This is a genomic window from Sphingomonas sp. PP-CE-3G-477 (genome assembly GCF_003050745.1).
Lineage (GTDB): Bacteria > Pseudomonadota > Alphaproteobacteria > Sphingomonadales > Sphingomonadaceae > Sphingomonas.
Window position 1 is genome coordinate 1 of the sequence record NZ_QAOF01000004.1, and the last position, 25,241, is coordinate 25,241.

Genomic DNA, 25,241 nt, shown 5'->3' on the forward strand with positions numbered 1-25,241 from the left:
ATCGGATGTAGAAGTGCGGTAACGCATGGAGCTAACCGATACTAATTGCTCTATTCGCGCTTGAGAGTCTCACACCATCAATGACAACACTGGGTCAGGTTCCCATCAAAGTATTACTTTGATGGGTGCCCGGTAACCAGCTAGCCATTCGATTGTGCGGATGATTAAGACGACGCCAGATTGCCAATCCCCTCGCCGTCGAGGGATTGGTCACAAATATACCACGACCTTGCACGGTATCGATTTTAAAACCCTCAGCCACGCTGCAAAGCAACGCTGAGGGACCCAGATATGACGCGTACGCATGTCGCACCGGCTCCATTGCCTGGTGGCTATAGCGTCGGTGTCCCACCCGATCCCATTCCGAACTCGGCCGTGAAACCCGACTGCGCCAATGGTACTATCGCTCAAGCGATGGAAGAGTAGGTCGTCGCCAGGCATTGAAGCCCGTGCAACATGCATACACACACATATCACAAACCCATTCACAACGTCCCTTACACCCAACGTCCGCACCGCCGGACCGTCGCGGGGTGGAGCAGCCCGGTAGCTCGTCAGGCTCATAACCTGAAGGTCACAGGTTCAAATCCTGTCCCCGCAACCAAAACCACAAAAGCCCCAGGCCCACAGCCCGGGGCTTTCGTGCGTTCGCGCTACACGCCGCTGCGCCGCTGGGAATTCAGCGGCCGTGATGCTCCATCAAATGACCGCATTCCTGCTCAAAGGCATGCGCCGTTCTAAATCGTCGGTAAGATTGTTTTCCGGACAGCGAAGCTACCTTCGAATCCACCGTAGACATATCGTTCTGTAATATCGCGGGCACATAGCGGTAGATTCCGGCGCCCTTCAGATGAGACGAGGAAAGGCGAGCATGCCGAGCCGATTCCCGTAGCTCCCGCCTGGGACGCGGGTGATGGCAGGGTAAGAATGGAGAACGCGCCTACGCCCGATCACCGACCGGGACTTTAGAAGCTAGTGCAGCCTTGGCTTGTGCGTAGTCTGCCACGAACGGCGCCAACCGTGCGGCGTAAGGCGCCGAACCGCCCACTGCGCGTTGATAGAGGGGCTGGCGAACCTGGGCGACGCTTGCCGTCGTCACCGACCGTTTCAAACGATGAAAGTCGAGCATGGCCGGTTCGAAAGCCAACCCCGCGTGGCGCGCAATACGCGGAACCCATTCACCGATGTCCTGGACGAGTTCCTCATACGGCACCACGAGCAACCGCGAACCTAACGCGCCACTCCAGTGTTCGAACAGCACATCCTCGGCCGCAAAATGCCGGGCTATGGTGTCGAGCCCGAACGTCCAACCCAAGCCCTGGCTGAAATAGGTGCGGAAGCACGACCATGCGGCATCCAGAGGATCGCGACGAATCCAGATCAGGCGGGCATCCGGCATCGCAAGGCGGATCAACCCGGCATAGCGGCTCGTATCGAGGCTCTTGTCTACGAACCGCGCGCTAGGTGCCCCGCGCTGCTCGACGAGATGCCGGTACAGAAGACCGATTGGGCCCCAGGCTGTCTCGGCGTCCAACGTGGTCTCGAAATGCCTGCGGACCATGCTGGCAACACTCCCGCCAGCGTCGCCAGTCGCGACCTCGAGCAAGTTCAATTCGCCACCACTCGAGACTACGGAATGACTTGCCAGGATTTGATCCAGCAGGGTTGTCCCGGATCTCGGGAGACCGGTGACGAAGATCGGGCCGGTTGGTCCCAGGTCGGGCAGCGCGGCTTCGTCCAGCCAGGACCGATCCAACTCCTTCACCAACGCGAGCGCTGCCGCCTCGTCGCCATCGGCATCCCATGGACGTTCGCCTCGAATCAACGTCGCACCCATGTCGAACGCGTCGAACGCACGATCATATTCGCCGAGATCCTCCCACGCCTTGCCCATTGCATACAGGTACGCCGCTCGTGCAGTTGGGGCGGCACGCGCCGTATCCCGGTCTGCGGTCAGCAATGCCGCGAACGCCGTAGATCCGGATGCATAGCGTTGCGCACTGGCGATCGCGAGCCAGGTCATGCCGGAGGCAGGCCAGATCCGAGCCGCCGCGTTGAGGTGGTCGAGTCCCGACGCAACGTTACCGACCTGGATATATGCCGTGCCCAGCAGGTGGTGCAATCGCGCATCGCCTGGTGCGCGCTGAGCCAAGGGCGCGATCAGCGCGATTGCGTCGTCGAGACGTCCGGCACTGGCAAAAATGTCTGCAAGTTGAAGCGTGCGATCGAGATCGCCTGGCTTGCGCGCGACAAAGCGACGCATCGCATCGATCGCGAGGGGCCATTCTGCGACGCGAACGGCAAACCGCGCGATCGCCTGCCATTGATCGCCAAGCATGGCATTGCTCGCAACCAGGCGGTTGGCTGCATCGACGGCAGCGGGCCGATCGCGACGATTGAGTGCGGCGATGAAATCAGCGGCGGTGGCCATCGATGTGTAGCTTCCCGAAATGACATCGAACGCAGAAAGGGAGCCGATGATCGTCGACTCCCTCTCCGCGTTGCGCGGGTTTTCGCTTAGAAGTCGAAGCCCAGCTGGAAGCGAATGTAGCGGGGAGCCTGATAGCTGACCGGCGTACCGAAATCGACGCGAGGCGCGCCGTTGGCCTGCGTGCCGAGTTCGCGCACGTCCAGTACCGCCTTCTCGTTGAAGACGTTGAACACGTCGATCCGGAACGTACCGCTGAACAGGTCGGATGGCACCTTGATCGCCGCCGTGATGTTCGTGGTGGTTTGCCAATCCGACTTTATGACCGAACCGCGTGGCGTCAACTGACGCTCGGGAACGGCCTCGCCCGCTGCGAACGGGGTCGTCCTGATCGAGCCGTCGGTATTGACGTTACAGTAGAAGCCCGCGGCGCCATAATCGCCGGCGAACGAGTCGACAGAGTCCGGAACACGTCCAAGGCACCCGAAGCGGCGGGGCGACTGGGCCGAGAAGTTCGCTCCCAGGGTCAGCCAGTTGGTGGGCGCGTACGATCCATACAGCTTGAACTTGTGGCGGTTGTCGGTTGGGAGATACCCGTAAGCGCCGTTCGTCAACCCAGGCTGATCGAATGCCGTGGTCAGGCCGGAGTCGGTCTGACCGTTGTCGGACCGGACACCGCCCTCGATGTTACCCTTGTTCTTCGAGTAGGTGTACGAACCGTTGAGGCTCCAGACGCCGTCGAAATCGCGGTCGAAGGTGACCGTCACCGCCTTGTAGGTACGCCGTGCCTTGGGATAGCCGAGCTGCTCGCCGGTAAAGTCGATCGTGCGGATCGTGGTCTCGCCTGGAAGTACGTCCGACAACTGGATTTTTGCTGGGGCGCCCGGGTTGGTAAGCACGTACTGGTGGAAACCGCTGTAGATCGACGAGCACGCCGCGCGTGCCGCCTCACCGACGCCCCCGATGTTGTTGTCGACGCAATATTGGTTGACGGCAGCGTCGATCGCCACGTCCTCCAGCGATTCGTTCAGCTTGCGGTACTGGCCGAACATGCCGACGCGGATACCGCTGCCCAAATTGCGCTCGATACCCAACACGAACTCGTCAACCGACTGCGGCTTTAGGTTCTGCGACACGGTGGCGTCCGTTGGCGTCGCGGTGCCATCCCCAGTGATGACGCAGTTCCGTGTACCTGTATCCGGGCAGGGCGCTCCACCGGCGAAGAGTAATGCCGAACCAATGTTGGGAAGGCTGCGATCGCCGACCCCGTTCAGGACGTTGTAGCGCGTGTAATCGAGTTCGGCGCCGGCCAGGCGGATGTTCGTGTTGGCAGGCACCGGCAGGAAATACCGCCCGTAGAAGCCGTAGATCTTCGTCAGGCCATCGCCGAACGGATCGCCGGAGAAGCTCAGGCGCGGCGCCCACTGGTTGCCGGACTTGAAATAGGTATCGCCGTTGACGTTCTTATTCTCGAACCGGTCGTTACGAACGCCGAGGTTCAGCGTCAGCCGGTTGTCGAACAGCGCCCACGCATCCTGAATGTAGAATGCTTCGTTCTTCGATTTGAAGATACCGCCATTCACGAATGTCCGTGCAGCGACATATTGCGTACCGGCAGGCGCGAACGGATCGCCATCCTGCGCCACCGCATAGGTATAGGCGACGTTACCGGTATACGCCGTCGTCGTGTTCGACGTCAGGTTCTCGCGATCATAGCCACCCTTGATGTGGTGCTTGCCGAGCAGGTTGAAGTACAATTCGGCATCGCCGCGATAGAATTCGCGCTCGTCGCTCGACTCGCTGATCGCGTTGAGCGGGTTTCCGAATGCACCGCCGCCGGGGCGCGTATCGCTGATGAATGGATAGGAATCATCCCCGGATCCACTGATGTCCTGGTTCTTGTTCTTGCCATAGGCTGCCGAGACCGTCAGCCAATCGGTGAACTGACCCGTATAGCGACCAACGTAATTCTCACCGCCGATACGATCTACAACCGTACTCTGGTAGCCGCCCAGCACCGGAGCGCCGATGCTCGGGTTGGCTGCACGAACCGTATTGTAGGCAAGGCCATTGGAATCCAGCAGCGTGTAGCTGTTGCGCGTCGTCTTCTGGGTCGAGTCGAAATAGGTGAATTCGAGACGCTGGCCATCGGTGATGATCGCATCGATCTTGCCGCCGAAGAACGGCGATCGCGTCGACTGGTTCTCGCGGCGCAGACCGGTACTGCCCGTCACTGCGGTCGCGACGCTCGAATTCAGCAGCGTATCGCCACGCGAATTGTCGTTGAACTGCGCAAGGCCGTAGAAGAACAGGTGATCCTTGATGATCGGACCCGACAGATAGAAGTTGGTCTGGAGGCGGGTCTGGTCGTCCTGCTTGTTGTAGTCGATCAACGTGTTCTTCGCATCCTCGCGAAGCGAGTTCGGTTCGTAGCTGAACAACATGCCGCCGTGGAAGTCATTGCCGCCCGACTTCGTGGTCGCGTTGACGAAGCCGCCGGTAAAACGACCATATTCGGCGGGAATCGAGCCGTTCTTCACCTCGATCGTGTTGTAGAATTCGAACGGAACACCGACTGCTCCCAGGCCTTCGCGGAATTCGGTGATGTTCAGGCCGTTGACGAAGAAGATGTTCTCCGAGACCGAGGATCCAGAAACCGAAGCGAGGTTGCCGAACGCGCTGTCGCCAGCGGCGGTGCCCGGCGCCAGAAGGATGACCGACGTCAGATCGCGGGCAACGGGAACGCGGCTTGCCAATTCGCCGATCGGAATGACCGCGCCGGTCGTGGTGCGATCGAAGTCCGAAACCTGAACGCGACGCCCGGTGATGACGATCTCGCCGCTACCGGCCGCATCGCCTGCGGAGAGCTGAAATTCGTTACCGGCGGTCGACTGAGTCAGGTTGACGTTGGCATCGGTAAAGGTCGGAAAGTTCGGTGCTTCGATCGTGAAGGTATACGCACCTTGGGGAAGCGCGGGAACGCGGTAGGAGCCGCCGGAGTCCGTGGTCGCGGTGCGCGTGAAACCCTGAGCATTGGACGTCACCGTCACCGTTGCCCCGCTGATGCCCTTGCCCGCCGAATCCACGACTCGCCCGGTCGCAGTAACGTTCGTGAAATCCTGCGCGGCGGCCGGAGAGGCCAAGAAAGATGTTCCCGTAAGGCCTGCGCCCAATAGCGCCAGTGCCTGGAGTGCCGCACCGCTACGTAGATAGTTCGGTAACGTGATCATCTGCGTTTCCCCCGCTGTACTCGAGAACACTGGTTTTTGCCGTGATGTCTCGAGTGTGATGCGTTCCCTTTGACCGCAAGACAGGCGGCTATGTGAGAACATGAAGCGAAGATGAACAATCCGACATGTTAATGTAAAGACGATGATTGAGACGGTCGCAAATTAGCACATAACTGTAGCGCAAATGACACAAGTTTGGTGGATACGCCCACGGTTTTGCCTGTAATTTAGACAGGTATTGCCGCAGTGCACAATAATTGGGCACGCGAACGCGCAGGACTCAGAATTGGCCGCCGATATTGAAGGTGATCAGCTTGCTGTCGTCACCCGGTGCCTTCAGCAGCGCCTTGGCAAGGTCGATCCGCAGCGGACCGAATGGCGAGGTCCAGTTGACGCCGATGCCGACCGACAGGCGCGGACTCGCGGTGTTCCCCGAATAGGTCTCCTTATAAGTGCCGAGCGCGTAGGTGTACGGCGTGCCGGTGTTGGTGGTCGTGCTGGCACCCGCGGCATCGAGATACAGCAGGTTGCCGGAGCCGTCGGTATATTGGCGCGTGCCAGCTACGCACGCGACCGAGGCTGCGTTGGCGGTAGCGCAGGTGTCAGCCAGCGTCGGCGTCTTGCCACCGAATACCGCGCCGACGTCCATGTAGATCGACGGACGCAGGCCGAGTTCGCGTGCGCCGGCACCCATCGGCAGTTCGAGTTCGAGACGCGCCTGATAATACGCGGTGCCGCCGAGCGCGGTCTGCGTTGTCGTGCCGCTGGTGTTCGACAGCGTCGCGGGCACCGTCGTCGTGTCGTAATAGGTGCGCGTCACGCGGGGCCCCACGCCGCGGATGTCGAAGCCGCGCATCTGCGGATCGCCCAGATAGAAGCGATCGGTCAGCCGCACGTCCTGACCAAGCCCCTTGATATAGCCACCCTCCGCATGCGCCGAGAGGATGAAGCTCGATCCCAGATCCATGTATTTGGTGTAGTTCGCGGTGCTGCGGATATATTTGGTGTTGCCGCCGAGCCCCGCGAAATCCTGGCTGACGGAGAACTTGCTGCCCTTGCTCGGTCGGGTACGGCTGTTCGTGCTGTCGAACACCAGCGAATAGCCGATCGACGAGGTCCAGCGATTGCCGACCGCGTCGCACAGATACGTGCCGGCGATCCCGGGATCGCAGACGCCGTTGGTGTAATAGGTATCGGCATCGAGCGTGACCTGGTCGTAGGACAATCCGTAGCGCGCGGTGGCGGACCAATATTCGGTGAGCGGGACCGCGGCGCGGATCTGGAAGCCGGTCGAGACCTGTTCGTAGGTCGTGTCGTTGCTGTCGCCGGTCGTGCTGTACGAGCTGTAGTCGCGGCGGAAGAGATCGCCGCCGAGCGCTACGTTGGTGTTGAACAGATACGGTTCAGTAAAGCCCAGATTGACCGACTTGGAATACGCCGAATAGCTGACCCCGGCGCGCAGTTCCTGGCCCATGCCGCGGAAATTGCGCTGCGTGATGTTCGCCGTAGCGATGAAGCTTTCGAGGCTGGAATAGCCCGCCGAGAGCTGCAGCTCGCCGCTCGATTTCTCCTCGAGATCGGTCTCCAGCACGACGCGGTCGGGGGCCGAGCCGGGAAGCTGCTTGATGGCCATCTTGTCCTGGAAATAGCCCAGCGAATTGATCCGGTCTTCGGAGCGCTTCACCTGGAAGCTGTTGAACGCGTCGCCCTCCGCCAGACGGATCTCGCGGCGGACGACCTTGTCCTTGGTCTGCGTGTTGCCGTTGATCTCGATCCGCTCGACATAGGTCCGCTTGGCTTCGGCGATATTGAAGTTCACGCCCATCGTCAGCGTGTCGGCGTCCTTCTGGAACTCCGGGTTCACCTCGGTGAACGCGTACCCGAACAGGCCTGCGGTCTGGCTGATATTGTCGACCGAATCCTCGACCAGCTTGGCATTGTACCAGTCGCCTTTCTTGAGCGGCAGCGTGGCCGCGAGCTTCTTGCCGTCAAACTCGCGGATCTGGCTGTCGACGCTCACGTCGCCGAATTTGTAGCGTTTCCCTTCCTCCACCACGTAGGTGATGATGAAGTCCTTCTTGTCCGGCGTCAGCTCGGCAACGGCCGAGGTCACGCGGAAATCCGCATAGCCCTGCGTCAGGTAGAACTGGCGGAGCTTCTGCTGGTCGTACGACAGGCGATCCTGGTCGTAGCTGGTGGCCGACGACAGCAGGCGGCTCAACCGGGCCTGTTTGGTCGCCATCTGCGCGCGGATCTGCGTATCGGAGAATACGGTGTTGCCCAGGATGTTGATCTGGCGGACCTTCGACTTGGGTCCTTCGCTGACCACGAAGACGACGTCGACGCGATTCTGGTCCAGCGTCACCATCTTGGGGTCGATCACCGCCGCAAACCGGCCTTGGCGGCGATAGAGTTCGATGATCCGCGCAACATCCTGGCGGACCGCTGTGCGCGTAAAGATCTGGCGCGGCGCGAGCTTGACCTCTTTCGTGATCTTGTCGCTTTTCAGCGCCTTGTTGCCCTCGATGATGACGCGGTTGATGATCTGGTTCTCACGTACGCGCAGGACGATGTTGCCATCCGCGACGCCGGCGATCGAATAGTCCGCGAACAGGTCGCTTGCTTGCAGGTCCTTCAGAGCTTGGTCGAGCGTCTCCGTGGTGTAGGGGACGCCGACCCGCAGCTTGGTGTAGCTCAGCACCGTTTCCGCTTCGATACGCTGTGCACCCTCGACGCGGAGGGTCTTGATCGTCTGGGTCGTGGCGGGGGCGGTGCCCGTGGTCGGTTGGGCGGGTTTGCCGGGCAGGCTGGGGGCCTGCTGCGGCGTGGTGCCGGACGCGGTGGCCAGCGTTCCTGCGATGGCCCAGGCCATGGAACCGGCGCCCAAATCGAAAATCATGCATGCATCTCCGGGGTGAGCCGGGCGCATCGACGGAGGATGTTTCCTCGGGATGTTGAAAGGTGTCCGATCCGCGACAGTGCTGCAACATCCGCCAACCGCTCGCTGGCAGTCGCACCGGGATGTGTCGCGGAGATGTCGCGAGGGAAATGCCGCGGACATTCGGGCGGCTTAGGCACGCGGCGGGCGCTCGTTCAGCCCCCCGCCAATTGCAAGGAGCAGCATCATGCGTGTCGCCATCAAGGGCGTTCCGTCGGAACCCCAACCGTCGTCGCCCCAGTCAGCGGCGTTGCCCGCGTTGATCGACAATCCCTTCGCCCCTGAGGTTTTCGCGACCGGGCTATCGGGATTCGCGAACCTGAACGGCGTCATCGTGCTGACGCTGGAGAGCGCACGCTGCGATCACGCGCGCCAGCCGCCATCGGTCGACCGCGTCGTCGTCGGTCGCGTCGCGTTGACCAGTGGGGCCGCGCAGGATCTCGTCGCGGGGCTCAACCAGTTCCTCGAGCAGCAGGGGCTCAGCCCGAGCAAGGCGATGGCGAGCGGAGCGACGTTTCAATGACGCGCGCACCTGTCCCCGCCGCGCCGATCCCCGCCGCGCCGATCCCCGCCTGGCCGATTACCGGCGCACCATCAGCCTATGGTGCCATTCGCGGCACGGGGAGGATCGTGTTCGCCGGAGTGGCGCGCACCGCTCCGACCACGGTGTCGCACGCGCCGTTCGAACTGGCACCGAGAGAGATGACGGGTTGAGCCGGTGTGTCTCCGCCGTCATCGCGCGTCGTGCGAAGCCGTAATCATGCAATAGAACGTAGCAAACCGTGCCGACCGTACAACACATCCCGTCGATGACGTTTCGATGACCAAATAGGCATTGTCGATCCCCGATTACGGCCGCAGACCGAAGCCGCGGAACCAATCCGTAATTGCACAAAATTGCCGCAATACATGGGATTGCGGTTCAGGGAGTACCGACATGCGTCTGGATTTTCGCAAGCGCCTTCTGGCGTCTACGCTTCTGCTTGGAGTCGCTACTCCGGTCTATGCACAGACCGTGGCACCCGTGGAAACGCCCGCCGATCCGGCAGCGCCTGCAGATGGGGATACGATCGTCGTGACGGGCTCGCGCCTGGGTGGCGACAGCCTGAAGCAGGCGTCGCCGATCTCGGTGGTGAGCGCGAAGGAGATCGCACTTTCCGGCCAGATCAACGTCGAAAGCGTCCTGAAGGACCTGCCGCAGCTCATCCCGAGCACCACCGGCGCATCAAACAATCCCGGCGGCGGCGTCGCTACGGCTGATCTGCGCGGGCTCGGCTCGACGCGTACGCTCGTGCTCGTCAACAACCGCCGCTACGTCGCCTATGACGCGAACCAGATCGTCGATCTGAACACCATCCCGGCCGCACTGATCGAGCGCGTCGACATCGTCACCGGCGGCCGTTCGGCAGTCTATGGTTCGGATGCGATCGCGGGCGTCGTCAACTTCGTGATGAAGAAGGACTTCAGCGGCGTCCAGGCGAACGCGAACTACCGCATCAACGAAGCGGGCGATGGCGGCAACTTCAACGGCAACCTGTTGCTGGGCGGCAATTTCGAAGACGGCCGCGGCAATGCGACGATCTATTTCGATTATACCAAGCGCAACGGCATCCTCCAGTCGGCCCGCGACTATTCGAAGCAGGCGCAGGTCGACGACGGGGAGGGCGGCCTGATCGCCGGCGGCTCGGGTTCGATCGAAGGCACGCGGTTCGCGATCGGCGGCGTCAATCGCAAGTTCGAGACCGACGGCAGCTACACCCCGTATGATTCGACGACCGACGCGTATAATTACGCGCCGTCGAATTACCTCCAGGTCCCGCAGGAGCGGTTCCTGATGAGCGCGCAGACGCATTACGAGGTCAGCCCCGCGCTGAACGTCTATGCCGAAGGCCAGTTCATCAACAACCGCGTCAAGAACAAGCTGGCGCCGACGCCGTACACCGGATCGGTGGAGATCGATGCGGATTCATCGTTCCTGTCGCCCGCATCGCAGGCTTTGCTCAAGGGCCTCGACCCCGACGGCGACGGCTATGTCACCTCGACCATCTATCGCCGCCTGACCGAAGTCGGCGATCGCGTATCGAGCCTCGACAACACGGCCTATCGTGCGGTGCTGGGCGCCAATGGCGACATCGGCGGCGGCTGGAACTACGACGCCTATTATAGCTATTCGCGCACGAAATCGATCGAGACGCAGATCGGCAACGTCTCGAACAGCCGCGTGCTGCAGGCACTGCGCACCAGCTATGATGCCAATGGCAATCTGGTCTGCTCGGATACCAGCAACGGCTGCGTCCCGCTGAACATCTACGGTGCGGGCAACATCAGTGCGGCGGCAGCGGCGTTCATCACCATCCCGGTGCAGAACACCAGCACGATCAGCGAGCAGGTCGCCAGCGCGTCGATCTCGAACCGCAACCTGTTCGATCTCGGCGCGGGCCCCGTCGGCATCGTGTTCGGCACCGAATATCGCCGCGAGCACGGCAGCTACAATCCCGACTTCGCGCTGTCGTCGGGCGACGTCGTCGGCTTCAACGCGGGCGAAGGCCTGAGCGGCGGCTATGACGTCAAGGAAGCCTATACCGAAGTCGCGGTGCCGCTGCTGGCGAACATCCCGTTCATCAAGAAGCTCGAAGTGAATGGCGCCTATCGCTATTCCTATTATTCGACCGCGGCGAAATCGGTGAACACCTATTCGGGTGGCGTGGTCTGGTCGCTGATCGACGACATCTCGCTGCGCGGCCAATATTCGCGGGCGGTTCGCGCACCGACCGTGTCGGATCTCTACAGCGGTTCGGCGCAGGACTTCCCGGCGGCGACCGATCCCTGCACTACCGCAATCGCGCTCACCAACACCAACCTGAACGCGAGCTGCGTCGCGACCGGTGTTCCGGCCGCGTTGATCGGCACCGCCTATGACGGTGGCAGCACGCAGATCCAGACGGTCAATGGCGGCAACCCCGCGCTTCGCGAGGAAACCTCCGACACGTACACGGCGGGCATCGTCCTCCAGCCGCGCTTCCTGCCCGGCTTCTCGTTCACCGCCGATTACTACAAGATCAAGATCGCCAACTATATCTCGACGGTCGGCACGACGAACCTGATCCGCGCCTGCTACGGCGATGCGGACAATGGGTATACGCCGTATGACTCGAGCTATTGCGCATCGCTGCCGCGCGATTCGAACAGCTACGCGATCACCGATGCCGCCAACACACTGGCGAACACCGGTGGCGTGACGACCCGGGGCGTCGATTTCGAGGCTCGTTACGGCATGCCGCTGAACTTCGGTGCATTCGGCAGCGCGACCAGCAAGGTCGATTTCCGGATTAGCGGCACGCGCCTGATCGCCTTCGACTACAACCCGCTGGCGGCGATCCCCGATCTGACGATCAACTGCGCGGGCAAGTTCGGCCAGACGTGCGGCAACCCCTATGCGAAATGGCGCCTGTCGGCTCGTACGACCTACTCGACCGGCCCCGTGACCGTGTCGGTGCTGTATCGCTACCTGTCGTCGGTCAAGGACGACGACAGCGGCACCGTCTATGCGGTCGAGAAGATCAAGGCCTACAACTACTTCGACCTCACCACGTCGTTCGACGTCAAGCCGGGTTTCACCTGGACGGTCGGCGTCAACAACATCTTCAACAAGCAGCCGCCGATCTTGGGCGACAACCAGGAGCAGGCGAACACCTACCCGTCGACCTACGACCCTTATGGTCGTGCGTTCTTCGTCAGCACGAACATCAAGTTCTAGGACCGGACCATGGCGCCCCTCCCCTCAGCGGGGGAGGAGCGTGGGCAACCGCCCTCGTCGTATGAGACAGCCGGATACCCTGCCATCGGCCACGATCGCGGGGTATTCGTGCGTCAGCGGAGCATCGGTTGCCCGGTCCGCCCCGGTATCACCCCGGTATCGGGCGTCATGCATGCGCGATGGACCGCACAGCGTGTCCGGTTCGTCGCAGACGTCGGCACCGTGTCGCAACCCGTAACGATACTGTCTCGAACGCTTCGCAAAATTGACCCGAACCGGACGTAATGGCGCCGGGAGTGGCAGCGTCGCCACGGGGGACTTTCTACAATGCGTATGGTCAAGGGCCTGCTTCGGGCATCGGTTTCACTCATCTTGCTGACGGGGGCGGCGACCGCGCAGGCTCAGGCGCAGGTGCAGGCGGACGCTCCGAAGCGCGCCGACCAGCCGGCTCCCGGCGACGACGGCACCGACGAAAACGGCGAGATCGTCGTCACCGGCAGCTACGCGCGCAGCCTTCGCGCGGCGACCGAGACGAAGCGCCGCGCCGACTACGGCGTCGACTCGATCAGTTCGACCGACATCGGCAAGTTCCCGACGCAGAACGTCGCCGAAGCGCTCCAGATGATCCCGGGCGTCACCATCACCCGCCCGCGCGGCGAGGGGCTGTACGTCAGCGTCCGCGGGCTCGGGCCGCAGTTCCAGAGCACGCTGCTCAACGGCAGCACGGTCGCCTTGAACGACATGATCGAGAATGGCGGCGCCAACGGTCGCCAGTTCCGTTTCGAGATGCTGCCCGCCGAATTCACCTCGAGCATCGACGTCGTGAAGACGCCGACCGCGAACATGACCGAAGGCGCGCTCGGCGGTAACATCGACGTGAAGACGTTCCACCCACTCGACGTCGGCAACAAGACGACGGTCAACCTGCGCGGCACCTATACGAGCCAGACCGACAAGGTGAAACCGAACGCGACGGTCATCACGAGCGCGACCAACGCCAGCGGCACGTTCGGCATATTGGCCGGGGCGCAATATTGGGAAAAGGCGGTCCGCAACGATCGCTTCCTCAATTTCGGGTGGAACCTCAACAGGTTCACGGCGCCCGCCGCGGGTGGTCTCGCGACCGGTCTCTATACGCCGACGCGCACGCGCCCGACGATCGAGACCGAGAACCGCAAGCGTATTTCGGGCATGGTCTCCGCGCAGTGGAAGCCGAATGCCGAATTCGAGACGACGCTCGACATTCTCGCGACCCGGCTCGACGTGGCCTATGACGAGTTCGGCCTCGACATCTATCCCGACGACGCGAGCGTCGCGGGGCATCGCCCGGTGATCGTGCCCGGCAGCGTCAGGCTCGACGGCGATACGGTGGTCGGCGCGACGATCAACGACGTGCGTTTCATGGCGTCGCGCGAATACAGTCTCAACCGTCACGACCTGCTCAATATCGGCCTGCGCCAGACCTGGAACTCGGACCGCTGGCACGCGTCGGGCAACGTCAACTGGTCGAGCGCGCACAGCTATCACCCCGATTACAACGAGGGCACGGTACGCAGCCGCGCGATCTTCTTCGCGCCGCTGACCTATGATGGATCGGCGGGATACAAGACTATCCCGACCTTCACGACGACGGTCGATCCGACCAATCCCGCCAATTACCAGCTCTACCAGTTCAACATCGCGCCCAAGAACAGCAAGGACTGGGATTTCTACACCCGCGCCGATCTCGCCTATGATTTCGACGGATTCCTGACCAAGCTGGCCGTCGGTGGCGAATATCACTGGCGCAAGCGCGACTATTTCCGCCGCGATTTCAACGTCAATCCGGCCGCCAACACGCCGCTGTCGAGTCTTGGAACGGGTGCGTACGAGCAACTGCCGTACGACGATTTCCTGAAGGGCGTCTCGGGCAACACGCTGCGCCAGTTCCTGGTGCCCGTCACGCAGGCCTATCTCGACGCGTTCTTCACCCCCGCGGTGCAGGCGTCGGCGCTGACCGCAGGCGATCTGCGCTCGTCGTTCGTCGTGAAGGAAAAGATCTTGGGCGCGTATGCCCGCGCCGATTACGGCTTCGATGTCGGCGCAGTGCCGGTCACCGGGAATGTCGGCGTGCGCTATGTCCACACCGATCAGGTCGCGAACGGTACGCTGACCACGGGCAATGTCGCGACGCCGGCAAGTTTCCCCAAGACGTTCAACAACTGGTTGCCGAGCTTCAACCTGCGCGCCGAACTGACGCATGACCTGGTCGTACGTCTTGCCGCGAGCCGCGTGCTGACGCGGCCGAACGTCACCGACAGCGCGCCGCGGATCACCGTGTCGACCGACGCGCCGACCGCGAGCGGCGGTAATCCGCAGCTGGTGCCGTTCCTGGCCTCGCAGTTCGACGGATCGCTCGAATGGTATTTCAATCGCGCGGGTTCGCTGACGGGCGCGGTGTTCTACAAGGCGATGGACGACTATATCACGCAGCAGAACGTCAACATCGAGATCCCCGGCCGCGGCGCGGTGCTGCTTTCGACGCAGGTCAATGGCGGCGATGCCAAGGTGTACGGTGTCGAGGCGGCGTACAACCAGGTCTTCACCTTCCTGCCCGCGCCGTTCGACGGTCTCGGCGTGCAGGCATCCTATACGCACACCTCGGTCAAGGCGAGCTACACCGCGGGCGCGCGGCCGATCCGCGACGAACTGATCGGGCTGTCGAAGAACAGCGCCAACATCACCGGCTTCTACGAGAAGGGGTCGATCTCGACCCGGCTCTCCTATGTCTGGCGCGACCGGTATCTGTCGGGCACCGGCAGCACGACGCAGGCACCGGTCTATACCGCGCCGTTCGGATCGCTCGACGGCAACATCTCGCTCAAGGCGACCGACCGGGTGACGTTCAGCCTCGAGGCGATCAACCTGTCGGGCGCGCATCTTTACACGTATAACGACAAGGACGTGCGGTTCGGCGAGATCAACTACTGGGGCCGGACCGTGCTGTTCGGTGTGCGGGCCGAATTCTGACCCGCAGGCCGGCGTGGCAGGGGGTAACGCCCTTACTCCGCGCCGGCCTCCGTCAGGCATCGTGCCGGGTTAGGTGCGGTGCCGGCGGCGGCGAGTTCGGTGCGTGCAGCATCCATGTCGCGTCGGAAGCCGGCGGAGGTGTGCAGGATCGCGACCAAGACCGAGCCTGCCATATAGCCCGCCTCGACCGCACTTTTGCTGTGCGATCCGCAGATATACCGGCTTTCGCCATATTGGCGGCCGCGGCGCAGGATCTGCGTCGCACGCGACGGCATCAGTTCGGCCAGGATCAGTGCCGCCGACCAGCCCGACGTCGTATGCCCCGACGGGTAATCGCCGTTACCCGCCAGATGCGCGGTCTTGGGTTCGCAGATCGGCAGGTCGTCGTTGAGATACGGGCGTCGCACCGCAAAGCCGTCCTTGGCGCGCCTGACCATGCCCTGGTCACCCATCCGAGCGAAGATGCGGGCGAGGGCAGGGGATGACGTCGCGTCCAGCTTGCGCCCGATCGCACAGGCGAAGACGGTAAGGCGATCGTCGGTCACGTCGCGCGTCGCCATGTCGCCGCGCGGCGTGCCGAGCAACGCGCGTGTCTGGCGGAATGTCGCGCGATCGTCGATGTTCTGCGGCGAGCCTGGCTTGGGCGGGGCGGGGAGGACTTTCATCAGGTCCGGCATCGGCTGGTCGAGCAGATAGTCGGTCGATGCGGTCGCGCCGGTGGCCAGCGTCAGCACGGCCAGGAGAGCGAGCGTCCGCATCACTTGATACCCTTGTCGAGATCGCCGCAGCCCTTGGGACGGCGCACGGGATTGCAGCGCGCGATCAGCCCGCCGGGCAGCGCGACGTGATAGCCACCGGCGAGGCGCGGATCGGGCCAGAGATAGTCGGTGGAGACATATTGCGCGCCGCCCGCCAGCGCGGTGTCGCGCGGGACGGTGTCGTTGGCGCGGGCCTCGCGCGTATTGGCGTCGGCGCGTGTGCGGACGATGAAGCCGGCAGCGACATCGCTGCGGATGCGCGCTGCGTCACGAACCGGATCGTTGAGTGTCAGATAGGCGGCCGCGGGCGAGGCTTCGTCCGTGTTGATGAAGAACACGCGCCCTTCGAGCGAGCGCCGCTTGCCGCGGTACACCGCGACCTTGGCCGGCGGTTCGTCGAGCGCGAACAGGAATTTCCCGCGCGATGCCTCCAGCAACGGCCAGTTGTCGGCCAGCACCGCCTCTCGGAGCGTCGGATAGCGGCCCTGCACGTCATCTGGCACGATCAACTTGCCGGGCGCCATCACCGAACGGATTTCCGCATCTAGCTCATCATATGCCGCCTCATCGAACGGCAGCGCATCGATCCCGCCACGCGCGGCGTTCTGCTCGTCCTTAGCGTTGAACATCAGCAGGATCGGTACGTGACGCGGATGCTTTGCCGACCAGTCGCGGATGATCGTCAGGCATTCGGTCAGCAGGACGCAGCTCGATGCGTTGTCGATGCCGGGGATGTGCAGCACCTTGAAGCCCGGCCGCTTGAGCTTCGGATCGTCGGAGCCTCGCGCGTAATGCCCGCCCTGCGGATCGTAGTTCACGTCGATCTCGAGTTGCCGCGCGCCGGCATCGAGCTGTTCGACGAGGCTGCGGTGCGAGTAATCGAGCGCATCGGCCATCGCCGGGTCGATCGCACGGACCTTTGCCATCGTCGCGGCAGGCATCGGCTGTTTGTAGCTGTTGTGCGTGCCGATCACCGCCACATCGTTGACCCGGAGCGGCATCGGCCTGTCGCGTGCGCCCGCCGACTGGGTAAGGAGTGCGATGGCGAGTCCCGCCACGATCGATCGCGTCATGTCCGTAGTCCCCGATCTCAATTCGAACGACGCCACGCCCCGTACTGCACGATCGAAGATCGGTCGTGCAGGCGGACGTCGTCCGGCGCTATGGGGTCGGGTCGTGACAGTGGCGGGACGGTTTCATGACGTCGCCGTGACCACGCGAGGCGGAACGTGTCACGATGTCCGCCGCGCGGTGGCCTGGCCGCACGGCGGGTCTTCGCGTTATTTGGTCAGGTCGGTGAACAGCGAGCGGTAATAGGTGACCGCGAGCGGGATGTTGTCGATCGGGGTGCGTTCGTTGAGGCCGTGGCTGAAATCGTCCGACTGTTTGATGAAGATCGGGCTGACGCCGTAGCTCGGCACGCCGACCGAGCGATACCACATCGAATCGCTCGCACCCGCCGACATGCTCGGGAAGACCGGCACGCCGGGGCGGATCTTGCCCATCGCCGCCTTGACCGCGCCGGTCAGGTCGGCGCGCAGCGGCGATGCGTCGGTTGGGTTCGAACCTTCGGTGACGTCGCTGAACTTCACGCCGGGATCGGCCGCGACCTTCGCCAGTTCGGCCATGACGGTCGCGGGTTTCACGCCCGGGAAGATGCGACAGTTGATGTTCGCGGTCGCGCGCTGGGGAAGCGCGTTCAGCGCGTGGCCGCCATTGACCATCGTCGTGACGCAGGTCGTGCCGATCTGCCCGACATACCCCGTATTGGCGGCAAGCGTCTCGATCGCCTTCTGGTCGGCGGGATTGGCAACGAACGCGCGCATCGCCGCGCCGAGTTCGGGCGTCTGGCGTGGCGCGACGCCCTCGAAATAGCCCTTGGTGATCGGCGACAGCTGCGGCGTGAAGCGGTAGGCGCCGATCTTTACCAATGCCGCCGACAACGCGTTGATCGCGTTGACTTTCCGCGGCGCGGACGAGTGACCGCCGGGGTTCGTCACCTCGAGCTGGAAGTCGGCATAGGTCTTTTCGGCGGCGCCGATCGTGAAATACTCGGCCTTGCCGTTTTCCGCGTACAGCCCGCCGCCGCCGTCGATGTTGAGCGCCATCTCGCTGGCCTTCAACCGGTCGGCGATCAGCGACGACGTCTTCATCACGGTTTCCTCGTCACCGGACAGCGCGAGGACGATGCCGCGCTTGGGGGTGTAGCCGGCCTTCTTCATGTCGAGCAGCGTCGCGATCGCGAGCGCGGCGTCGAGCTTCATGTCAGTCGCGCCGCGGCCGTAGAGATAGCCGTTCTCGACCACCGCGGTGAACGGATCACGCTGCCAGTCAGCGGGCTTGGCCTCGACCACGTCGATATGGCCGGAGACGACGATCGGCTTCAGCGCCGGATCGCTGCCTTTCCATGTCGCGATCAGATACGCGGTGTCGTCGACCGGCGTGATCGTCACGTCGCCTGCCGGAAAGCCGCCCGCGACCAGTGTCGCCTTCAGATACGCGGCGAGTTGCGGAGTCTGGTTGCCGGGGCCGCGCACGCTGCGAAACGCGATCATCTTCTTGGCGATTTCGAGGCCGTTGGTGGCGGCAGCCTGCGTCTGTGCCGTTGCGGGCAGGGCGGTCATCACGGCCGTGCAGGCCAGAAGAAGCTTGATCTTGGACGTCATCGTCATCGTTCCTCGAAGAAAACTCATCCTCCCCCGCGCAGGGGAGGATCGCAACCGTCGCCGTGCATCTACCCTAGAATTTCGCGCCTGCACGCAGGCCGATCGTGCGCGGCGTACTGCTCACGATGTAGGTGCGCTGCGAACACGTCCCGCATTGCTGGAACCGCGACAATTGCGCGCGTTCGTCCCACAAATTCTGGACGAACAGCTCGAGCGTGTAGCCGGACAGCTCCGCGCCTATCGACGCATTCGCCGTCGTATAAGCCTTGAGCCGGCCGAAACTCGCAGCCTGCTCCAGTCGGATGTCCGCGGCTGCCGAACTCTGGTGTGCGACCAGCCCCTGGATATACGCCTTTGCCGTGCCGACCGGGACGCTGTAGCGCGCCGTCCCACTCGCCTTGAAGCGCGGCGTGATCGGCAGGCGCGTGCCCTTCGGCGCAAGCACGTCGAGACCCGTGCCGCTACAGGTCTGTGTTGCGCACAGATCGTTGCGCGTCTTCGCGTCGGTGTAGGAGGCCGCCGCGGTCAGCGACAGGCCGCCGGTCGAGAAGTTCGCATCCGCCTCCGCGCCCCTGATCCGCGCGTTCGGGCCGTTCTGGATGATCGTGAAGCTGTTCAGCCCGAGGAACGAGAACTGGAACTTGTCCCAGGCCTGTTGATAGATCGACGCGTTGAACCGGAGACGATCGAACAGCGTCGTCTTCAGGCCGAGTTCGTAATTGGTCAGGAAATCCGCGTCGTACGGTGCCACGTCGCCGCGACGGTTGATCCCGCCCGGTCGGAAGCCGCGCGAGAAGGTCGCATAGGCGAGCACCTTGTCGCTCGGCTTGAACGTCAGGTTGAAGCGATAGGTCGCGCCTTGCCCCTGCGTCCGCTTCGGGATCAGCCCGGTGGTCGTGTACGTCGCGAGGTTCGTACAGGGCGAGCCCGATACCGCCGCCGGCAGCAAGGTCGAGGTATCGCCACCATTCAGATAGGCTTCGCGCAGGGTCTGGCCGTTCGCCAGATAACAGCCTGCGACGCCCGTTTGGCTACTGCCCGCGGCATTGAACGGCGTCGCCGTGAAGGGGCGGCCATCGTCCGGATCGACCGCCGGATTGCGCCCGAACCCGTAGAAGCCGATCAGCGAATTGTCGTAGATGTACGCGCGGCCACCCGCGGTCGCGGTCAGGTTCGGCAGGATGTCGAAGCTTGCCTCGCCGAACATCGCGTAATCCTTGTCGACGCGCTCCTGCTTGGTCAGCCACAACGTACCCGGCGAGCCGTTGACCGACACCGCGGTGCCGAGATTGGCGATCTGGTAATCCTGGAAGATCGCGTTGGTCTGGCGCTGGTAGAACGCGCCGGCGACGATCCGGAACCGGTCCTCGACGGGCGACGCGACGCGCAGTTCCTGGCTCGTCTTCTTGAAGTGATCGGTGCCGATGATCTTCTGGCGCGGGTCGATCGTTCGGCCGGCATTGTCCTGATAGTAGAAATAGCCGGCCAGCCCGCCGACCGAGGAATAGGCCGAGTCATACGCTTCGGCGTAATCGGTATAGTCGCTCGAGGTGTACGTCTTCCGGTCGAGATACGCGCCGGCATAGGTGACGTCCCAGTTGCCGACCTTGCCCTCGATCGTCAGCGCGCCCTGGATGAAGCGATCGCGGCGGAATTCGGGGAAGAAATGCTGGACCTGGAGATCGCCAACCTTGGGGTCGTAGCCATAGGTGCCGTGGTTGCGCTGTTCCTGGTACAGCACGGTCGGCGTCACGGTCCAGTTGCTGTCGAGATCGACCTTTAGCGCCGCGCGGCCGCCATAGGTCTCGGTATCGTTGTAGTTCTTCTTCACGAATGCAGCGTTGTCGACGACGATGCCGCCATTCGCCGACGTGCACGAGGTCGCGGTGGGCTCGGGCAGATAGCTGCGGCACCCGGCGACGTTGTCGATATAGCCGGCGTCGCGCTGGTAGAATCCGACCACGCGCAGCGCTGCGGATTGCGACAGCGGCATGTTGAGCATGCCTTCGATCTTGCTGCCGATGCCGCCCGACTTGACGCTGTTCACCTCGCCATCGACGCGGCCGTAGAAGCCGCTGGTGTCGGGCTTGTTGGTGATGATGCGGATCGTGCCGGCTTCGGATGAGGCGCCGTAGAGCGTCCCCTGTGGCCCGGCGAGGCTCTCGATCCGGGCGACGTCGTAGATGTGGACGTCGAGCGTACCGCCGATGGTCGTCACCGGCTGCTCGTCGAGATAGGTGCCGACCGAGGGCAGGGGGCCCGAATGATTGCCGTCGCCACCCGACGCGACGCCGCGCATGTAGACGACGGTCGAGCCGGGCTGCGTCGTCTGGAACGATACCGACGGCAGCAACTGCGTATATTGGTTGAAGTTGGAGATGTTGAGATCGTCGAGCCGCTTGGTGCCGATCGCCTGGATGCTGATCGGGACGTTCTGGATATTCTGGTCGCGCTTCTGCGCGGTGACGACGATGTCGCCCTCATATTCGCCTGCCTGAGGCGCGGTGGCGTCCGGGGTCGGCACGGCGGTGGTCGCGGTTTGCGCAATGGCTGGCGAAACGATGGCAGATGACGCCAGGAGCGACGCGATGACTACGCGACGATCGAATATGTGCATGCCCGTTGCCCCCACGACGATTTGTGTCCGCAACCTGTGTTGCGGCGCAACAAACGTCAAACGAAGCTTCGCGGGGAGAAACATTTTATGACGCATCCGTGACGTTTTCGCCACTGGTCAGGTCGTAGCAGCAAGTCCCAGTGCGGATCGCAGCGGCCCGAGCCACTGGTCATAGGGACGCCAGGCATCGACGCCGTCGCGGTTGATCGGCCGGCGGACCTGTTCGGAACTCGCGGTGCGGACCGCACGCTCGGTCTCGTGGAAGGCGAGGCAGGCGGGCTCGAACGCCAAGCCGCAAGCGGCCAGCAGCGCGCGGACTTCGGCTTCGGTGTTCTCCAGCAGCGCTTCGTGATCGACGCGGTGGACGCGACCCGGCAACACTGCGTCGACATGCGACATCAGCCGGACATAGTCGCGGTAATAGCGACCGAGATCATCGAGCGCGTAGCTGAACGTCTGCCCCCGCGCGTAGTGCTGCTTGAAGTTCGAGAAGCAACAGTCGAGCGGATCACGGCGTGCGTCGACGATCCGCGCATTGGGCAGCGCGAGGTGGATCAGCGCGACATGGGCCCAGTTGTTGGGCAGCTTGTCGATGAAGAACGGACGATCGGTGCGCCGTTGGATCGCCGCACGACGCAGATAGCCCTCACCGATCTCACGCAGCGCATCGGCGGAGAGGGTGGCGAGACCGTCGGGATAGTCGGCGATGCGGCGGGCGAGCGCGGGCATGTCCGGGAGTTCGGTGGTGCCCTCGACGAGGCTGTGGCTGGCGAGGATCTGTTCGATCAGCGTCGATCCTGCGCGCGGCATGCCCAGGACGAAGATCGGGTCGGGCGCATCGCAACCTTGGCCGCGGCGTGCGTCGAGGAACGCAGGCGTCAGCACCGCGATGCTGCGATCGACGAACGCGCTGGTTTCGTCGGCGTCGTACACGATCCGGGTCCGGCGCAGCGCGTTGCCGGCGTCGTAATGCGCGAACGAGCGCACCGGATCGCGCCGATCCTCGAACGCCTTGCCGAGGGCGAAGTCGAGGTGGAAGCGGTCTTCGACGTCCAGGTCGTCGCGCGCGAGCGCGGCCTCCATCGCTGCGATGTCGGCATAGTCGAACCGCACCGTCTTGAGGTTGGCGAGGCTCCACCACGCATCGCCGAGCGTCGGCAACAGCGACAACGCGCGGCGATACGCGGCGATACCGTCGTCGCGGCGGCCGACGGTCTTCAGCATATGGCCATAGCTCAACCACACGCGCGGCTGGCCCGGCGCATCGTTAAGCACCTTCTCGTACAGCGCGATCGCGTCCTCGAACCCGCCCAGCCGGCCGAGGGCTGCAGCCTTCAAATTGGCATGTCCGGGATTGTCGGGTTCGTCGGCGATCACGGCGTCGAGCAGCGTCAGTGCCTCGGGCGCACGATTCTGGCGGTACAGGACGAGCGCAAGGTTCGCGCGCGCTGCGGTGAAGTCGGGCGCCAGCTCGACCGCACGACGCAACAACGCTTCGGCATCCTTGTATCGCCCGATCCGACCCGCCAGTTCGGCCAACATCCGGATCGCGCGTGCATCGAACGGATCGCGCTTGAGATACGCCTTCAGCAGCGGCTCGGCGACGTGAAGCTGGTTGTCGTGGAGTGCGAGCGCGGCCTGCATGAGGTCGCTCGGCCAGCGGGGTTTCGGAGCGGGCACCATCGCGCGACACTCGGGCTGAACCACGGGATCGTCAAGCGGTCGACGACCCGTTCGCCCACGCTCGATCCGGTCCGCTGGATCATCGACGGACCGGACATCGATACGGGATCAGCCGCCGCGTCTTGCGCGTTCCGCCATCTCGTTGAACTGCGCCACGGCCTCCGGAAAGCGGTGATCGGCTTCGGCGTTGCGTAAGGGGCGTACGCGTTCGACGAGGATCTCGCTCGGCGTCGGCTGCTGCGTCCAGAGCGCCATGACCTCGTCCGCGAACGCCTCCAGCGGCATATAGCCAGGTCGCGTCTCCTGCCCGGGCGTCAGCCCGGTCTGGACGCCGGGGGGCACGATCTCGATCACCTCGACCTTGCCGTCCAGAGCGCGACGCAAGGAGACGGTGTAGGAATGGATCGCCGCCTTGGTCGCCGAATAGGTCGGCGCTGCGGTCAACGGGACATAAGCCAGTCCCGACGTCAGGTTGATGATCGTGCCGCCGGACTGCGCCGCGAGATGGTCGACCAGCGCATTGGTCAACCGGATCGGCCCCAGCAGATTGGTGACGATCGTCGCTTCCGCATCCGCCAGATCGCGTTGCGTCGAGATGTCCTCCAGTTTCATGATGCCGGCATTGTTGACCAGCACGTTGAGTGCGGGATGGTCGACGACGAGGCGCCGCGCGAAGTCCTCGATCGCGGCGGGATCGTCGATGTCGAGCGTCATCGCGCGCATGTTTTCCCGCCCCGCGATCGTCTCGTCGAGCGCCTCCTGGCGCCGGCCGGCAACGATCACCGCGTTGCCGGCATCGTGGAGACGCTGCGCCAGCGCGGCGCCGATACCCGACCCACCGCCGGTGATGAGGATGGTGTTGCCGGTCGGGTTCATGACGCATCTCCTGATGATAGCGGCCGTACAACGCAGGCGATGCGCGTTCGGTCCCCGTCCATCGCGGGTCGGCTTCTACATAGCCTCGACCGTATCCGCCGAAGCCGGATGGCGCTGACTACGCGCGATATTCCTGCGAACGCTGACGATGACCGCGATCAGCCCCAGCGCCGACGCGACGGCTCCTGCCACCGCGACGGCCGGATACCCGAACCCTGCTGCGATCACGCCGCCGCCGACCGCTGCGCCGATCGCGTTGCCGAGATTGAACGCACCGATGTTCATCGCGGAAGCGAGGTTGGGCGCGTCCGCCGCGGCGTGCATCACGCGGATCTGTAGTGGCGGGACGAGCGCAAAGCTGGCGATGCCCCAGAGGAATATCAGGATCGCCGTCGGTACCTTGAACGGCATCAGCACCGCGAACGCTAGGAGGATTGCCGTGAGCGAGGCGAGCGTGACGATCAACGTGCGGTCGACCGAGCGATCGGCGAACCGTCCGCCCAGCCAGTTGCCGAGCGTCAGCCCCAGGCCGTACGTCACCAGCATCGCGGTGACGTAGCCGAGCGAGGCGTGCGTGACCTCGCGCAGGATCGGCGTGATGTAGGTGAAGACGGTGAACATCGCGCTCGCACCGATGACGGTCAGGCCGAGCGCGCCCAGCACCGGTCCGCGAGCCAGCACGCGCAGTTCCGCCACCGCGTCGCTGCCCTCGGGGGCGGGCAAAGCCGGCAACGTCAGCCGCAGCGCCGCCATCGTCGCCACGCCGAGTGCCGAAACACCCCAGAACGACGCGCGCCAGCCGAGATGATCGCCCGCCCAGGTCGCGAGCGGCACGCCGACGACGTTGGCGATCGTCAGCCCCATGAACATCGCCGCCACCGCGCCCGCGCGCCGCTCCGCCGGCACGAGGCTGGCCGCGACGACCGACCCGACGCCGAAGAACGCGCCGTGGTTGAACGAGGTCAGAATCCGCGCCGCCATCAGCATGCCGTATCCGGTCGACACCGCCGCGAGCAGGTTGCCGATCGTGAAGATGCCGGCGAGTGCGATCAGCAGCGTCCGCCGGGGCACGCGTCCGGTGGTCAACGTCATCAGCGGCGCACCGATGACGACGCCGAGCGCATAGGCACTGATCAGCAGCCCCGCGGTCGGGATCGAGACGCCGAGATCCTGCGCGATGACGGGCAGCAGCCCCATCGGTGCGAATTCGGTCACGCCGATGCCGAACGCACCGACGGACAGGGCCAGCAGGCCGGGATTGAACTTCATGATGTCGTTC

Annotated in this window: 14 protein-coding genes, 1 tRNA gene, 1 rRNA gene and 1 pseudogene; 6 read left to right on the forward strand and 11 right to left on the reverse strand. The window is 63.7% G+C overall.

Annotated features, from left to right (window positions below; translation table 11 throughout):
* Positions 1-324 precede the first annotated feature (324 nt).
* Together rrf and C8J45_RS09510 are read left to right on the forward strand one after the other, a co-directional pair.
* A 5S ribosomal RNA gene (rrf, locus tag C8J45_RS09505) occupies positions 325-439 on the forward strand.
* A gap of 88 nt (positions 440-527) precedes the next feature.
* Positions 528-604 (forward strand) — tRNA-Met (locus C8J45_RS09510).
* A 336-nt stretch (positions 605-940) separates the two neighbouring features.
* On the opposite strand, the gene C8J45_RS09515 is transcribed toward C8J45_RS09510, so the two are convergent.
* The 4 genes and pseudogenes from C8J45_RS09515 to bamA form a co-directional block, all read right to left on the reverse strand.
* Positions 941-2,023 carry a sulfotransferase gene (locus tag C8J45_RS09515; protein WP_258191386.1) on the reverse strand — a complete coding sequence of 361 codons (1,083 nt, stop codon included), beginning with the start codon at positions 2,021-2,023 and terminating at the stop codon, positions 941-943.
* 144 nt (positions 2,024-2,167) lie between these two features.
* Positions 2,168-2,431: pseudogene (locus C8J45_RS19740) on the reverse strand (hypothetical protein); the annotation flags it as partial.
* Between the two features lie 86 nt (positions 2,432-2,517).
* Complete coding sequence (locus C8J45_RS09520) at positions 2,518-5,658, reverse strand: TonB-dependent receptor (RefSeq protein ID WP_181321179.1); 3,141 nt, start codon at positions 5,656-5,658, stop codon at positions 2,518-2,520.
* A 280-nt stretch (positions 5,659-5,938) separates the two neighbouring features.
* On the reverse strand, positions 5,939-8,557 hold the full coding sequence (gene bamA / locus C8J45_RS09525) for an outer membrane protein assembly factor BamA (protein WP_107963027.1): 2,619 nt from the start codon (positions 8,555-8,557) through the stop codon (positions 5,939-5,941).
* Positions 8,558-8,783: 226 nt separating this feature from the next.
* Here bamA and C8J45_RS09530 point away from each other — a divergent pair, with 226 nt between their 5' ends.
* The 4 genes from C8J45_RS09530 (at position 8,784) to C8J45_RS09545 (ending at position 15,362) form a co-directional block, all read left to right on the forward strand.
* A complete protein-coding gene (locus tag C8J45_RS09530; protein ID WP_244655701.1) occupies positions 8,784-9,119 on the forward strand; it encodes a hypothetical protein in 336 nt (111 codons plus the stop codon).
* The gene (locus tag C8J45_RS09535) at positions 9,116-9,310 is read left to right on the forward strand and encodes a hypothetical protein (protein WP_107963028.1); all 195 of its coding nucleotides are present in this window, start codon (positions 9,116-9,118) and stop codon (positions 9,308-9,310) included. The genes C8J45_RS09530 and C8J45_RS09535 overlap by 4 nt, the downstream gene beginning before the upstream one ends.
* Positions 9,311-9,611: 301 nt before the next feature.
* Complete coding sequence (locus tag C8J45_RS09540) at positions 9,612-12,353, forward strand: TonB-dependent receptor (protein ID WP_258191389.1); 2,742 nt, start codon at positions 9,612-9,614, stop codon at positions 12,351-12,353.
* Between the two features lie 327 nt (positions 12,354-12,680).
* Positions 12,681-15,362 (forward strand): TonB-dependent receptor, encoded by a 2,682-nt coding sequence (locus C8J45_RS09545; RefSeq protein ID WP_107963030.1) that lies wholly within the window; start codon positions 12,681-12,683, stop codon positions 15,360-15,362.
* Positions 15,363-15,394: 32 nt separating this feature from the next.
* Here the strand turns inward: C8J45_RS09545 and C8J45_RS09550 are convergent, their stop codons facing one another.
* From C8J45_RS09550 to C8J45_RS09580, 7 genes are all read right to left on the reverse strand, one after another.
* On the reverse strand, positions 15,395-16,120 hold the full coding sequence (locus C8J45_RS09550) for a phosphatase PAP2 family protein (protein ID WP_107963031.1): 726 nt from the start codon (positions 16,118-16,120) through the stop codon (positions 15,395-15,397).
* Complete coding sequence (locus C8J45_RS09555) at positions 16,120-17,193, reverse strand: phosphatidylinositol-specific phospholipase C1-like protein (RefSeq protein WP_107963032.1); 1,074 nt, start codon at positions 17,191-17,193, stop codon at positions 16,120-16,122. The genes C8J45_RS09550 and C8J45_RS09555 overlap by 1 nt, the downstream gene beginning before the upstream one ends.
* A 207-nt stretch (positions 17,194-17,400) precedes the next feature.
* The gene (locus tag C8J45_RS09560) at positions 17,401-18,786 is read right to left on the reverse strand and encodes a M20/M25/M40 family metallo-hydrolase (protein ID WP_107963273.1); all 1,386 of its coding nucleotides are present in this window, start codon (positions 18,784-18,786) and stop codon (positions 17,401-17,403) included.
* A gap of 73 nt (positions 18,787-18,859) precedes the next feature.
* Positions 18,860-21,403: a TonB-dependent receptor gene (locus tag C8J45_RS09565; RefSeq protein ID WP_107963033.1), complete on the reverse strand. Its 2,544-nt coding sequence runs from the start codon at positions 21,401-21,403 to the stop codon at positions 18,860-18,862.
* A gap of 117 nt (positions 21,404-21,520) precedes the next feature.
* Positions 21,521-23,086, reverse strand: a complete 1,566-nt coding sequence (locus tag C8J45_RS09570; RefSeq protein WP_258191390.1) for a sulfotransferase — start codon at positions 23,084-23,086, stop codon at positions 21,521-21,523.
* A 108-nt stretch (positions 23,087-23,194) separates the two neighbouring features.
* Complete coding sequence (locus C8J45_RS09575; RefSeq protein ID WP_107963034.1) at positions 23,195-23,962, reverse strand: SDR family oxidoreductase; 768 nt, start codon at positions 23,960-23,962, stop codon at positions 23,195-23,197.
* 75 nt (positions 23,963-24,037) lie between these two features.
* Positions 24,038-25,231, reverse strand: coding sequence for an MFS transporter (locus tag C8J45_RS09580; RefSeq protein WP_107963035.1), 1,194 nt, complete (start codon positions 25,229-25,231; stop codon positions 24,038-24,040).
* Positions 25,232-25,241 lie beyond the last annotated feature (10 nt).

Coding starts and splice junctions, on each gene's coding strand:
- C8J45_RS09530 (WP_244655701.1), top strand. CDS start 8,784: ATGCGTGTCGCCATCAAGGGCGTTCCGTCGGAACCCCAACCGTCGTCG.
- C8J45_RS09520 (WP_181321179.1), bottom strand. CDS start 5,658: ATGATCACGTTACCGAACTATCTACGTAGCGGTGCGGCACTCCAGGCA.
- C8J45_RS09545 (WP_107963030.1), top strand. CDS start 12,681: ATGCGTATGGTCAAGGGCCTGCTTCGGGCATCGGTTTCACTCATCTTG.
- C8J45_RS09535 (WP_107963028.1), top strand. CDS start 9,116: ATGACGCGCGCACCTGTCCCCGCCGCGCCGATCCCCGCCGCGCCGATC.
- C8J45_RS09570 (WP_258191390.1), bottom strand. CDS start 23,086: ATGGTGCCCGCTCCGAAACCCCGCTGGCCGAGCGACCTCATGCAGGCC.
- C8J45_RS09550 (WP_107963031.1), bottom strand. CDS start 16,120: ATGCGGACGCTCGCTCTCCTGGCCGTGCTGACGCTGGCCACCGGCGCG.
- C8J45_RS09580 (WP_107963035.1), bottom strand. CDS start 25,231: ATGAAGTTCAATCCCGGCCTGCTGGCCCTGTCCGTCGGTGCGTTCGGC.
- C8J45_RS09575 (WP_107963034.1), bottom strand. CDS start 23,962: ATGAACCCGACCGGCAACACCATCCTCATCACCGGCGGTGGGTCGGGT.
- C8J45_RS09515 (WP_258191386.1), bottom strand. CDS start 2,023: ATGACCTGGCTCGCGATCGCCAGTGCGCAACGCTATGCATCCGGATCT.
- C8J45_RS09555 (WP_107963032.1), bottom strand. CDS start 17,193: ATGACGCGATCGATCGTGGCGGGACTCGCCATCGCACTCCTTACCCAG.
- C8J45_RS09565 (WP_107963033.1), bottom strand. CDS start 21,403: ATGCACATATTCGATCGTCGCGTAGTCATCGCGTCGCTCCTGGCGTCA.
- bamA (WP_107963027.1), bottom strand. CDS start 8,557: ATGATTTTCGATTTGGGCGCCGGTTCCATGGCCTGGGCCATCGCAGGA.
- C8J45_RS09560 (WP_107963273.1), bottom strand. CDS start 18,786: ATGACGTCCAAGATCAAGCTTCTTCTGGCCTGCACGGCCGTGATGACC.